Origin of the sequence: Marinobacter sp. SS21 (assembly GCF_028369065.1) — a bacterium.
Classification (GTDB): Bacteria; Pseudomonadota; Gammaproteobacteria; order Pseudomonadales; family Oleiphilaceae; genus Marinobacter.
Map to the genome: position 1 here is coordinate 60,546 of NZ_JAQNDA010000005.1, position 12,873 is coordinate 73,418.

At 59.5% G+C, this 12,873-nt stretch carries 9 protein-coding genes; 2 read left to right on the plus strand and 7 right to left on the minus strand.

Annotation, left to right across the window (positions count from 1 at the left end; genetic code table 11):
- The first annotated feature begins 11 nt into the window (after positions 1–11).
- Positions 12–1,193 carry a thiolase family protein gene (locus N6L25_RS08360; RefSeq protein ID WP_271979365.1) on the plus strand — a complete coding sequence of 394 codons (1,182 nt, stop codon included), beginning with the start codon at positions 12–14 and terminating at the stop codon, positions 1,191–1,193.
- A gap of 767 nt (positions 1,194–1,960) precedes the next feature.
- Here the strand turns inward: N6L25_RS08360 and N6L25_RS08365 are convergent.
- The 3 genes from N6L25_RS08365 to N6L25_RS08375 form a co-directional block, all read right to left on the minus strand.
- Positions 1,961–2,563 (minus strand): DUF2931 family protein, encoded by a 603-nt coding sequence (locus N6L25_RS08365; protein WP_271979366.1) that lies wholly within the window; start codon positions 2,561–2,563, stop codon positions 1,961–1,963.
- A 9-nt stretch (positions 2,564–2,572) separates the two neighbouring features.
- The gene (locus N6L25_RS08370; protein WP_271979367.1) at positions 2,573–4,696 is read right to left on the minus strand and encodes a T6SS phospholipase effector Tle1-like catalytic domain-containing protein; all 2,124 of its coding nucleotides are present in this window, start codon (positions 4,694–4,696) and stop codon (positions 2,573–2,575) included.
- Between the two features lie 62 nt (positions 4,697–4,758).
- Positions 4,759–5,775 (minus strand): AraC family transcriptional regulator, encoded by a 1,017-nt coding sequence (locus N6L25_RS08375; protein ID WP_271979368.1) that lies wholly within the window; start codon positions 5,773–5,775, stop codon positions 4,759–4,761.
- 224 nt (positions 5,776–5,999) lie between these two features.
- Between N6L25_RS08375 and N6L25_RS08380 the strand changes: the two genes are divergently transcribed.
- Positions 6,000–7,655 (plus strand): AMP-binding protein, encoded by a 1,656-nt coding sequence (locus tag N6L25_RS08380; protein ID WP_271979369.1) that lies wholly within the window; start codon positions 6,000–6,002, stop codon positions 7,653–7,655.
- 283 nt (positions 7,656–7,938) lie between these two features.
- Here the strand turns inward: N6L25_RS08380 and N6L25_RS08385 are convergent, their stop codons facing one another.
- The 4 genes from N6L25_RS08385 to N6L25_RS08400 form a co-directional block, all read right to left on the minus strand.
- Positions 7,939–9,855, minus strand: a complete 1,917-nt coding sequence (locus N6L25_RS08385; RefSeq protein WP_271979370.1) for an alpha/beta hydrolase — start codon at positions 9,853–9,855, stop codon at positions 7,939–7,941.
- Between the two features lie 203 nt (positions 9,856–10,058).
- The gene (locus N6L25_RS08390) at positions 10,059–11,414 is read right to left on the minus strand and encodes a PhoH family protein (protein WP_271979569.1); all 1,356 of its coding nucleotides are present in this window, start codon (positions 11,412–11,414) and stop codon (positions 10,059–10,061) included.
- Positions 11,415–11,499: 85 nt separating this feature from the next.
- Positions 11,500–11,991, minus strand: coding sequence for a CBS domain-containing protein (locus tag N6L25_RS08395; protein ID WP_271979371.1), 492 nt, complete (start codon positions 11,989–11,991; stop codon positions 11,500–11,502).
- Positions 11,992–12,049: 58 nt separating this feature from the next.
- Positions 12,050–12,772 (minus strand): START domain-containing protein, encoded by a 723-nt coding sequence (locus N6L25_RS08400; RefSeq protein WP_271979372.1) that lies wholly within the window; start codon positions 12,770–12,772, stop codon positions 12,050–12,052.
- Between the last annotated feature and the right edge of the window lie 101 nt (positions 12,773–12,873).

Sequence of the window (12,873 nt, forward strand, 5' to 3'; positions counted from 1 at the left end):
AAGGTAGAGCTATGTCTGACAATTCTGTAGTCATTGCCGGTGCCGCCCGGACTCCGATGGGGGGCATGTTGGGTTCCCTGAGTGGCGTCCGCTCACCGGAGCTGGGTGCGGTCGCCATCAAGGCGGCCATCGAGCGCGCAGGGCTGACCCCGGCGGATGTCGAAGAAGTGGTGATGGGTTGCGTACTCCCTGCCGGTCTCGGTCAGGCGCCGGCTCGCCAGGCTTCCCGCAAGGCCGGCGTTCCCGATGGTGCGGGGTGTACCACCGTCAATAAGATGTGCGGTTCCGGCATGCAGGCAGTGATCATGGCCCACGACCAGATCAAGGCCGGCACCAACTCGGTGATGATCGCCGGTGGCATGGAGAACATGAGCCAGGCGCCGTACCTGCTGCCCAAGGCCCGTCAGGGCATGCGCATGGGCCACGGGGAAGTGATCGACTCGATGTTCTTTGACGGCCTGGAAGATGCCTACGAAGGTGGCCTGATGGGGGTGTTTGCCCAGCGCACCGCCGATGAATTCAAGCTCAGCCGGGAGACCATGGACGAGTTTGCGGTGGACTCCCTGAACAAGGCGCTGGCCGCCATCGAGAACGGCTGGTTTGCCGACGAAATCGTGCCAGTGACGGTGCCGGGCCGCAAGGGCGAGACCCTGGTGGATACCGACGAACAACCCGGTAACGCCCGTCCGGAAAAGATTCCGAGCCTCAAGCCGGCGTTCAAGAAAGACGGTACAGTGACGGCGGCCAACGCCAGTTCCATCAGTGACGGGGCCTCTGCGCTGGTGCTGGCCAGTGCCGAGGAGGCGGGCAAGCGGGGATTGCAGCCGCTGGCCAGGATCGTTGCCCACGCCACCCATGCCAGGCTGCCGGCCGAGTTCACCCTGGCGCCCATTGGCGCCATCGAGAAGGTGCTGGCCAAGGCGGGGTGGAGCAAGGACGATGTGGATCTCTACGAGATTAACGAGGCCTTCGCGGTGGTCACCCTGCTGGCCATTCAGCAACTGGGGCTGGATGCGGACAAGGTGAATGTCTATGGCGGCGCCTGCGCCCTGGGCCACCCGATTGGCTCCTCAGGCTCGCGGATTATCGTGACGTTGATCAACGCCCTGAAGCAAAGAGGCCTGAAGCGGGGCGTGGCGTCGCTGTGCATTGGCGGCGGTGAAGGCACGGCCGTGGCCATTGAGCTGCTGTAACGATACGAACAAAGAACTCCCCCCCTTGGGCTATTGGTAGCGGGGATTGTTGGCCGCCATCGTTTGATGTTGCGGCCTTTTTTTGTTGAAGCGGGGCGCTCTTCGGCCCGGAGAGGCGGCACATTGTTGGTGCCTTGCCTTGTGCTAGGTGGGTGTTGCCTGTTGACGGCGGCTGGCCAATGGGGGGCTCCGGGTTTGTTTGCCGCCGGGTCATTCGTAGGATGCGGTGAGCGAAGCGAACCGCATCGTTCGCGCCTGTTTCGCAGGTTGGGCCTTGATGCGGTTCGCTGCGCTCACCGGCATCCTACAGGACGACGGAGGTTTGATGGCTTTGGTCAGGTTCGTTGGGTGACTAGTGCTCCCAGCGGACAAAAGGCTCCGGGTTTGATTGCTGCCTTGTCATTCGTAGGATGCGGTGAGCGAAGCGAACCGCATCGTTCGCGCCTGTTTCGCAGGTTGGGCCTTGATGCGGTTCGCTGCGCTCACCGGCATCCTACAGGATGACGGAGGTTTGATGGTTTTGGTCAGGTTCGTTGGGTGACTTGTTTTCCCGGCGGACACAAGGCCCCGGGTTTGATTGCTGCCTGGTCATTCGTAGGATGCGGTGAGCGAAGCGAACCTCATCGTTCGCGCCTGTTTCGCAGGTTGGGCCTTGATGCGGTTCGCTGCGCTCACCGGCATCCTACAGGATGACGGAGGTTCGATGGCTTTGGTCAGGTTCGTTGGGTGACTTGTTTTCCCGGCCGACAAGTTCCTCGAACGATTGCTTACCATCCTTCAAGCGGGATGCCGTGCTCTTGGAGGTAGGCGCCGTGTTCTTTGAGGTAGTCTTCCGTGCGCACCTTGAAGGCATTAAGGTTACCTTCTACTTCGACGGCGGGTACGCGCATGACTTCCTCGGCGTTGGATTTCTGGCTCATTATCCAGACTACTACCTCCCCACCAGGGGCTAGGCCCAGAACCAAATTGTTCCTTGGCAAATAACGGACTTCGCCCTGCTGAGTTATCGTGGGAGCTGGTACGCGCATGCGTTCCTCCAAGTCCGGTGGGATTTTGAGCAGAGTGGAATAGTATTTCTGTTCGGCAAAGGAAAACCAATGTAAGGCAATCAGGTTGGGAAAGGGGTCCATTGGGCCACCAGACCCAAAGGGACCATTGGGACCTTTCCAACAGCACTCCACTCCTCCGCCAATGGGACCCCGCCAACTCCGTATGCCAGATTTTTCCAGGTGGGCATTGAGAAGCCACATTTTGTAGTGTTGGGGGGCTGCGATGGAAATATCCCAGTCTATGTCATCATTGCTCCAGGCGGCGCAGCCCGTCAGTGCTGCGATCACTCCGGCCATAATCATCATGCTAACGACTTTCATACCCAGTCCTTACCTATTGGGATAGACAATTCTTTCACCGGATGTAGTTGGAATGTTGGGACCGAAGTTTCGGGATAAACGAAGTGAAACTGGCGTATTTAGGGTCATGAACTTGATTGGATTGTAGTGCGCCGAGTAGTGAGTATATCGTTGCCGAATCAAGTTCCGCTGATTCGTTGTTAAAGAAGGCCTGTCGGAGCCTGTAGAAATTTGCTCCAAAATTGTGTTTGTGATGGGGACGAGTTCACTGGGCAGGCGAACCGATTCATCTTCTGGATCGATACTGTCCAATGGCACTCCGGCGTTAGTCGCCAGTTGGTGCATTACTCGAAGTGTCACTCGGGAAAATTCGCCACGAACCTGGCGCACCATCCTGAGTGCTAGTTCTACTCGCCCCGATGGTGCAGGATGTTCTGAAGCGTATTCATATATATGCAGGTTGGCATCACTCTCTGGTCCCAGATCACTGGGGGATGGGGCTAGGCGTTCAGAAGGCTGCACTGGAAGGCAAAATTCACCAATCCATCCTTCCTCTTCTTTCTCTCGCTTCAGGGCCTCCAGAGTGTCCCATTGCATCGATTGCTCCGGCCACTTTATCCGGTCAATTGGCACCTGGTGAAGGGGGCTGATTAAAATATCCTCACGTTGACTATCACCATAGCCTCCCCCAATGTCAGAGTGGACACCAGGCAGGCTGCACTCCCGGAAGTTGGCGGGCAGGTTGCCATCGGGACTTCGCAAGCTGTTCAGCGCAAAGTTCTTGCGGTGCTCGTCAGCGGCGGTCAGATGCACGGCCTGTTCAACAGTCTTCGGATTCAGGTAGACATTTACCGGAGCATTGACATCATTGCTCGGCACCCAGTCTCCGTTAGTTGGATTGATGATAGCGGCTACACAGTCGAATAGACCGACAAAGCGGATGGTAACTCGTTCAGGCCAATCGATTCCTTTGGCGTTAAAGGCTTTTCCTAATGCGCCCTCTGGGCCAAGGCTGATTTCATGGGCGGCATGACGTGCCGAAGCAGCACCGCGACTGAAACCAAATAAGTCGATTGTAAAGGTGGTGATTCTCTTTCGTAGTTCTAAGTCATGAACCCTGCGAGCCAGTTGTTTAAACGCTTTCTCTACCTGACGAATTATGCCTGTCTCACCTAAACCAGTGATCATACCAACGGGAGAGTCATCATCTCCGGACTGGGTGCCAATTCCTGGTGCATAAAGCCAGAATCGGTGCATGGCTTTGTGTTGTTGGAAATCCTGGGACTCGATATACAGATCCCTCAGCTTCGCCACATTACTCGGCGCATTGGCATAGCTATCCCCCAGCAGCAGCCCCAAACGATATTGGCACTCTTCCTCGGAAATCTCCCCCCGCTCCAGGGGATCGGTGCACGTTGCGTTCACTTGCGCCTCCAGCGCCCGGGAGTTGTCGGCATTGTTCAGCGTGCCATCGGTAAACAGCCCCACTTCAAGGTAAATTTCCGGGCTTGGCTCCGGCGTTGGTTGCTCCGGCGCGGTGGCAGGCGAGGGCAAAGGCGAGGGTAAAGGCGCGATCGGCCTTGCCGGAAAAGGAGTCTGAGAGTTGGCTGAGGGTTGCTGTTGCACAGCGTCTTCCTTGCTCTTGAGCCTGAGTTCCTGAGCAAGGTTGCTGGCGGGCAGGGTGCCGATGCCGCCGGCTTCGTGGCGGGCTAGTTGTTGCGGGGTAACGCCGCGGTCATTGAGGCTGTTCAGGCCGTGTCTCAGCGCCCAGGGGGCGTCGTGGCCATTCAGCACCCAGTGTCCCCGGCCCTGGCCCAGTGCCGGCTCGTTCCAGCGAATCACCGGGTCGAACGGTCGGCCGTCGCCCACGCCGTACACCAGCCAGAGTTGGCCGCTGCCGATCTTCCGCAGGACGTCCTCTACCAGTCGGGAACGGTCTCGGGCCCGGACGCCATGGGCGGGCAGCGGGGTGAGCAACCGCTCCAGATTAAATCGGCCAGAGTGGTCGGCAAGGATCAGGCTGCGTGCCCTTTGGGCCGCAGCGTAGGGCGCTTCCAGGTTGGGCAGGTCCGCCGCCACCAGGTCGCTGGTTTTGAGAATTTTCACCGTCATCCATCCATAGTTGACGTTGTTGGGTCGTTTCAGCAGCTCCAAGCCTACAGTGTCGGCGGGGGATGCGGTGGGGGCTCTGTCACAGAACGGTCACGGGGCTTGGGCTATGGGCTGGGCAGCTGGTCCTGGTTACGGTAGGCCAGCGGGCTAACGCCGGTCCAGTGCTTGAAGGCCCGGGAGAAGGCGCCCGGTTCGGCAAAGCCCAGGCGGTTGGAAATGTCGGCAATGCTGAGGTTCTGCCGCGTCAACATGGTCACGGCCTGGTCCCGGCGCAGGTTGTCCTTGATCTTCTGGTAGGAGCTGCCTTCGGCCTTGAGCTTGCGGCTCAGGGTGTAGGCGGTCATGTGCAATTGTTCGGCCACCCGGTCCTGGTTGGGCAGTTTTCCTGCTTCCGAGGCCTCCAACAGCTGGCGCACCTGGGTGGTGACGCTGTTGTCTTCTTCGGTCCAGATCAGCAGGTCCCGTGGCGAATTGCGGACAAAGTCGTCCAGCTCTTCCGAGCTGCGGGTCACCGGCATGGTGAGGTATTGCTTGCTGAAAAACAGGCTGTTGCGACGGCGGTCGAAGTGGCACTGGCACGGGAACACGAACCGGTACTCGTCAAAGTGCGGCGGCAAGGGGTGCATGAAGGTGGCGTGACTGAGCACGATCTTGCGGCCAATCATCCAGCCCACCAGCCGGTGCCACACCAGCAGCAGCCACTCGATGAGGAAGTTGTCCGGGTCCAGCTCCGGGTGGTGGTGGGTCAGGCTCAGTTCCACCTCGTCACCTTCCAGGTTGAGGTCGATCTGGATGTCTTCTGAAAACAGCCGATAACAGCGGATGCTCTGGCGGATCACGTCTTCCAGGTTGGCGCCATGCACCACCAGTGATCCCATCAGGTGGAAATGACCGATACGACAGGGCCGGGTCGTGCGGCCCATAAATTCGTCGTCCAGGGTTTTCCAGGTCAGCCGGAACAGCCGGATGAACTGCTCGGTGGGTACCCGGGCCTTGGGTTCGTGGACCAGCTCCGGGTCAATGTCCCGGCTCGCCAGTAAGGCGTCCACGTCGCGGCCGGTCTTCTCCAGCCCGTAGAGGACGGCACGGGCGTAGTGGGATGAGAAGGTCAGGTTTTTCATGAACGCGGACAGTGGCTCCTGCAAAACTTGTCAAGTTATCTGCTGAATCCTGTCATTCTGTTGCTAAACGCCTTTCCTTAACCTGATTTGACAGCCTTCTGAGCGGTGGTTGCAGCCAGCGAGCTTAAGTCACTCACCACAAATCGCAAGTTTCTAACAACATATCGCAGGTTACTAGCAACAAATCGCAGGTTACTAACAACAAATCAAAAGGGCAGGTGTTTATGGACGCTATCAGCTACGACGAATTTGCGAACAATTTTTCGGTTGACTCGATCTTACAGAATTTTCAGGGCAATTATAACGACGGCCTGAATGTCTGCACCGAAATCTGCGACCGCTACGCCAACGATGAGACGCGCGTAGGGTTGCGTTATGAACGGGCCGATGGCCGCAGCGGCGAGATGACCTTTGCCGAACTCAAGCGTCGTTCCGCCCAATTCGCGGGTTTTCTAAAGTCCCGCGGCATTGGCAAGGGCGATCGCGTGGCCTGTCTGCTGGGGCGTACCCCAGAGCTGATGATCTGTGTCTTGGGCGCCCTGCGGGTGGGGGCGGTGTATCAGCCGCTGTTCACCGCCTTCGGCTCCGGCGCCATCGAGTACCGCCTGGGCAAGGCCGGCACCAAGCTGATTGTCACCAATCCGGAGCAGTGGCCGAAACTGGCGGACGTTAACGATCTGCCGGAAACCATGCTGGTGGCAGAGGACGGCGCGGCGGCTGCAACCGAGGCGAACCACCTGTTCTGGCAAACTCTGGAGCAGCAGGCCGACCACTTCGAACCGGTGCTGATCGGCCCGGAAGATCCGTTCCTGCAAATGTTTACCTCCGGCACCACCGGTAAATCGAAAGGGGTGACGGTACCGGCCAAGGCACTGCCGGCGTTTTGGATGTACATGCGCTACGCCATTGGCTTGCGCCAGGACGACAACTTCTGGAACGTGGCCGATCCCGGCTGGGCCTACGGGCTCTACTATGCGGTGGTTGGCCCGCTTTTGCTGGGCTGTACCACCCACTTCAACGAAGCTGGCTTCACCGCCGACAACACCCTGGAATTCCTGCGCAAGTACAACATCACCAACCTGGCGGCCGCCCCAACCGCCTATCGCCTGCTGAAGGCGAACGATTCGCTGGTGGCGGATTTTCCCGGCATTAACCTGCGGGTGGCGAGCAGTGCCGGTGAACCCCTGAACCCGGAGGTGATCGGTTGGGTGAAGCGGCGCTTCGATTGCACCGTGTGCGATCACTATGGCCAGACCGAGACCGGCATGACCTCGGCCAACTTCCACGAGTTGGGTCATCCTCACCGGGACGCCAGCATGGGCTATCAGATTCCCGGTTACCGCCTGGTGGCGCTGGATGCCGGGTTCAACGAGGTGGGCGTGGGTGAAACCGGCGAGCTGGCGATCGATATCGAGAATTCCCCGCTGTACTTCTTCCAGGGTTACACCTGGAATGAGAAGAGCCCGTTCCATGGCAAGTATTACCTGACCGGCGATATTGTCATCAACAACGGCGACGGTGCCCATTCCTACACCGGCCGGGACGACGACATCATCGCCTCCGCGGGCTACCGGATTGGCCCGGCGGAGGTAGAGAGTTCACTGCTGGAACATGAGGCGGTGATCGAAAGCGCGGTAGTGGGCAAGCCGGATGCCAAGCGGGGCGCGATTGTGAAAGCCTACGTGGTGGTCCGGCCGGAGTTTGATGGCAACGATCAGTTGGTAGAAGCGCTGCAGCACCATGTGCGGACCCGTTTGTCCACCCACTCCTACCCACGGGAAATCGAGTTCGTGGACGAGCTGCCCAAAACCTCCAGCGGCAAGATTCAGCGCTTCCTGCTGCGTCAGCAGGCGGAGGCCGAAGCCAAGCTGTCGGCCTGACCAGGATTGATGCGGTTCGGCTACGCCTCACCACATCCTACGAGTGATCCAGCTCGCTAGGATGTGGCGAGCAGAGCGAACCGTATCAATGCCTTCCAGGTAAGCCGGCTCGATGGATGCGGTTCGGCTAGGCCTCACCGCATCCTTCGAGTGATCCAGCTTGGTAGGATGTGGTGAGCAGAGCGAACCGCATCAGTGCCATCGAGGTTAGCCGGCTCAACTGATGCGGTTCGGTTATGCCTCTCCGCGTCCTGCGGGTGAACCTGCGCCCGTGGGGGATGTCTTACAGCGCCGACTGGCCGTCAGAACTCAGCAACGGCAGCGACACCTCGCCACTGACCTGAACCAGCCAGCTCGCCAGATCCCGGGAGAAGGCGCCGACAAAGGTGGGGTGCTGGCCATACAGCATCAGCACCAGCTGGTCCCCGGCCCGCAGTCGTTCGGCAATACCCACCAGCTCCAGGTCGTGTGCACCGAAGCCCCGTACCGGCATTACCTGCTCGTCGATCAGTTCCGGCACGCTCAAACCGTTGCGGATGACTCCGACACCCACATACATCATGGCATCGCAGGTGCCCAGGTGGAGAATCGGATCGGTTGCCTCCAGACACTGCTCATCGAGCGACTCCAGCCCGGTGCCAACCGTCAAGGTCGCGGTGGGGATGCCGGCGATCACGCCATCGTCTTCCAGTGTGGTCAGCGGCACGATCACCGGTACCGGGTTCGCGCCCAACACTACCGGAACCGGCGTGTTGAGAACCGGGATGGCAATCGGGAACGGCGCCCCGCCGACGGTTACCTCCGGCGCATAGACCGCATCGCCCGGGGCCAGGGTGTAGCAGATTTGCTGGCCGCTGGTGATTACCTCGTCGGCATGGCCGCGGCCCAGCAGTTTTTCATCGAACCAGGCTACGGTGGCGTCGTTGATGTTGATGTCGCCACAGTCGGTCAGAGCGCCCAGGCCCTCGGTGGCGAACTCGGGAAGGGCTTCGCCGTAGAAACCGAGACTTTGCAGGGTTTCCTGAACCAGACCGGCACTGGGGGCGAGGTAATGATGGCTGAAGGGGTAGGTCAGCAGGCGCACGTCACCCCCGGCCTTTTTCATGCTCAGGTAGTTCTCGTAGGCATCGTTGAAGGGGAACAGGCTGTCCCGCATGCCCTGGAACATCAGCACATCCACCGGGTACTGGTTGGTACGGGCGGTCTTGACGATGTAGCGGCCATCGCCGGTGACGGGGACTCGGCCGGTGATCGGGTCCAGCAGGTAACTTTGGGTGTTGCCGCTATCCAGCAGCTCCAGTCCCCGTTCGTTATCGAAGAAGTAGCTGGGGCTGTGATAGTGAACGAAGTCCAACATCGGCTCCGGGAACCGGTTCTGCAGCAAGCCGTCGAGAATGGACGAGCGCAGCAACGGGTCCATGGAGCCGCCGCTGCCGGCATCGCCCACAAGCGCCAGGAACAGCAGCCAATAGTTCTTGGTGACATCGCCGGGGTTGAGGCTGTAGGTCAGATCGTGCCAGGTGATCTGGGGCACCATGGCGTCCATACGATGGTCTGGATCGACGTTGTAGAGCAGGTACTGGAACCCGCCGCCGTAACTGCCGCCCACGGCACCGAGCAGCAGGTTGTCGTCCCGGTACTTGAGGAAGTCCAGGTGGGTCTCGGCCCAGTCCACAATCTGTACCAGGTCTTCACCGGCGTAATCCGGGTCCATGACCCGGACAGTACCACCGCTTTCGCCATGGCCACGCTGATCGATGCTGATCACGGTGTAACCGGCTTCGATCAAGGGCAAGATGGGGGATAGCGGATCGGTGCCGGCCTCGGTGGTGCGAGTACCGCTGAAGCCGTGACCCTGAAGAATCAGCGGGTGCTTGTCCTGGCAATCGAGGCTGGCGGGCTCGAACACTTCAAACACAATCGCAGCCCCGTCCACCCGGGAGGGCATTTCCACCCGGTAGTGGCGACCACCGTCGGGCAGGGCGTCGGCGCTGCAGGAAGCGGGGGGAAGAGCGCTGATACTGGCCGGAAGCGGCCGCTGTGGTCCTTCTACCGTATCGCCCGCCACCACGGGGCTGTCCCGGCTGATCAAGGTTGAGCTGGTGGCACCCTCCAGGGAGCTGTCGCCGCTTCCGCCACCACAGGCACCCAAAAGAAGGGCGCCCGCGCTCAAAAGCACGGCTGCCATTGGTTTGTTCATAACGTCGCCTTTTGTAATTGTTTATTCGCGAAGGTCACACCCTGTGACGTATGTCACATTATCGGCGTCGGAATGGTTAGTGGATGGCCAAGCAGCCGTCATTCCGTGTCGATTTGGTCAAAATGCAGCCAGGGGCGGGCGTGGGCAAGGCAGGCGGCGGAGCGGGCACCGCAGGCCCGCCCGGAACAAAGAGGAGCTGTTAATTAAAGGTTGGCTTCGGCGTATTCCGCCAAAATGGATCGCGGCACACCCTGCAGGTGGATATGGCCGCCATGACGAAAGCCCTTGAAGCGTTCGGTCATGTAGGTAAGGCCGGAACTCAGCGAGCTGAGGTAGGGGGTGTCGATTTGTGCCAGATTGCCCAAACAAATGACCTTGGAGCCATTGCCGGCCCGGGTGATGATGGTCTTGATCTGATGGGGGGTGAGATTTTGCGACTCATCGATGATGATCAGGCTGTGCTGGAAGCTGCGGCCCCGAATGTAGTTCATCGACTTGAAGTGCAGCGGCACCTTGCTGAGGATATAGTCGACGCTGGCGGTCATGTTCTCGTCGTCTTCGTGGAGAGCTTCCAGATTATCCACGATGGCTCCCAGCCAGGGCTCCATTTTTTCCGCCTCGGTGCCCGGCAGGAAGCCGATGTCTTCATCCAGACCCTGGGTGCTGCGGGTGGCGATGATGCGCTTGTACTGCTTGCTGGCCACGGTCATTTCGATGCACGCCGCCAGTGCCAGGATGGTCTTGCCGGAGCCGGCCGAACCGGTCAGGTTGACCATGTGGATGTCCGGGTCCAATAGCAGGTTCAATGCCATGGCCTGGTATATGTCCCGTGGCATCAGCCCCCAGACTTCCTCGTTCATCAGGTCATCCTGATGCAGGTCCTGCATGACGATTTTGTCGTCCTGAATATCCACTACCTTGCCGACAAAACCTTGCTCGTCGATCACGAACTCGTTGATATTGAGTCGGGCCAGCTCGCCTTCACGCTTGAGGATGTGCTCGGTGACACCTTCGCGCTGCAGGGTTTCCACCTTTTCGATGGTGTCCCAGAACGAATTGCTAAACTCGCGATAACCCTTGGGCAGGAGGTCAATGTCGTCCAGCAGCTGGTCATTGTGGTAATCCTGCGCCTCGACGCCAAATCCTCGCGCCTTGAGGCGCATGTTGATGTCTTTGCTGACCAGGATGATGTCGCGGGACTTGTGGCGCTTCTGCAGTTCCGCCAGGGTGTTGATGATCTTGTTGTCGTTGAGGTTCTCCGGCAGCGAGTGTGAGCCGACATGCTCCATGTTCATGAGGATGGAGAGGGTGCCCAGTGGCTCGGCTTTTTGTGCCCGTTTGATGGGCACGCCCCGTTCGATGTCCTTTGGTACCGCGTCCCCCAGCAGCTTGTCGATATTGCGGATCGCCTGCCGGCAATCGGCGGCGACGGCCTGTTTGCCGGACTTGAGGCTGTCCAGCTCTTCCAGCACCGTCATCGGGATGATGACGTCGTGCTCTTCGAAGTTGAGGAGGGCGTTGGGATCGTGGATCAGGACATTGGTGTCGAGGACATACATCTTTTTGCGAGCGTCATGGGCTCTGGGCATAGGCTCGATACCTCTCTGGCAGGCGGCTGTGGGAGTCTGGCTTGTGGGGTCGGAGTCAAACGTCATCGGCGCAGCGCTTGGTCAAGTCCTTATCGGCAATCAGTTTCAGCATGTCGTAGGTGGTGATGATGCCGGTGATCTTGTTGTCTTTGGTGACGAAAATCCGGTGCAGGTGTTCGTCCATCATGGTATGGGCGATCTCGCTGACCGGGGTTTGTTCATCCACCGACAGCACGATGGGAGTCATGATGTCCCGAACTTCCACCGGCACCTTGCCCATCTCCTCGAAGATGGCCATGCGCAGGCGGCGGGCTTCCTGTTCCTCTTCCGGCGTCAGCCGGCTGTCGAACTCGTTGCGGGTCGCATTCCAGCGGAACTCGGTGATGTCTTTGAGGGTGGCGATACCGACGATTTCACCGTGGTCGTCGATGACCGGGCTGCCGGTGATTTCGTTGTCGGTGAGAAACCGGGCCAGCCGTTCCATGGTCCAGGATTGCGGCACCGCCTTGATGCTGGGGGTCATGATCTCGAAAGCGAGAACGGTCATTGATGGGGTCCTGCTCGATTAAGTTCCTTTTACCGAGAGCTTAGCTGCAACTGGGCGCTTAGTCATCCCCTGTTTTTCGGCCGCTGACCGCAATCAGTCGGCCACCGTCGTCGTACACCAGCTGATGGTCCAGGTACTGCGCCTGCTGGGCAACTTTTTCCAGGTTTTGCAGGGACTTGATCGGAATATCCACCAGCAGGGAATTGACCAGCCAGCCGGGCAGGGCACCGTTGGGATCGGTGTGCTGAATCCACACCATTCTGGTCTGGGCTCCAGCGGGAATGAAACGGTACAGGGTGTCGGAACGATCGACCCGGACATAGGACTCGAACGCCTCGCGAAGGTCCGGGACCGCGTTCAGGTTCATCTGCACCTCGCCGGTCGCCTCGGAGCCCTCGGTGACGATGTGCAGCACATAGTCCCGGTCGGTGACCGGCCAGGGCATGTCGTTGACCGAGTAGGCATAGCGATCGTGAAAACTGCCCTCGCCAAAGCCATAGGATTCCGTGCAGCCATGGACCCAGGCCACACAAGAGGTGGGGTCAATCATCACCGCCATCAGGTTCTCGATGGGGACGTCCAGCAGGGCCACGGCCTTGAAGGCGCGGAAGTTGGAATCCGGCTGGGCGAGGGTATACACCCGAATGTCGTCCGTGTGTTTGCTGAGCGACCAGTCCGGCGAGGCCTCGTCCGGCAGGCTGGCCTGGGCAGACAGGCTTACGGAAAGCACCGTGGCCGCCAGGGCTTGGGTGGCGGTTTGCCAGACGTTGTCTTTTGCCATGGGGTATACTTCCTTGAATTTATTGAAGGCTTCTGAATAACTGAACAGACCGCAGCATGGCCTGCTGAAGCGGTTATTCCGACGCTGCCCGAAGTGTACCG

Excerpts from the sequence above, each read along its gene's own strand:
- N6L25_RS08360 (WP_271979365.1), top strand. The coding sequence starts at position 12 with ATGTCTGACAATTCTGTAGTCATTGCCGGTGCCGCCCGGACTCCGATG.
- N6L25_RS08365 (WP_271979366.1), bottom strand. The coding sequence starts at position 2,563 with ATGAAAGTCGTTAGCATGATGATTATGGCCGGAGTGATCGCAGCACTG.
- N6L25_RS08375 (WP_271979368.1), bottom strand. The coding sequence starts at position 5,775 with ATGAAAAACCTGACCTTCTCATCCCACTACGCCCGTGCCGTCCTCTAC.
- N6L25_RS08380 (WP_271979369.1), top strand. The coding sequence starts at position 6,000 with ATGGACGCTATCAGCTACGACGAATTTGCGAACAATTTTTCGGTTGAC.
- N6L25_RS08385 (WP_271979370.1), bottom strand. The coding sequence starts at position 9,855 with ATGAACAAACCAATGGCAGCCGTGCTTTTGAGCGCGGGCGCCCTTCTT.
- N6L25_RS08390 (WP_271979569.1), bottom strand. The coding sequence starts at position 11,414 with ATGTATGTCCTCGACACCAATGTCCTGATCCACGATCCCAACGCCCTC.
- N6L25_RS08395 (WP_271979371.1), bottom strand. The coding sequence starts at position 11,991 with ATGACCGTTCTCGCTTTCGAGATCATGACCCCCAGCATCAAGGCGGTG.
- N6L25_RS08400 (WP_271979372.1), bottom strand. The coding sequence starts at position 12,772 with ATGGCAAAAGACAACGTCTGGCAAACCGCCACCCAAGCCCTGGCGGCC.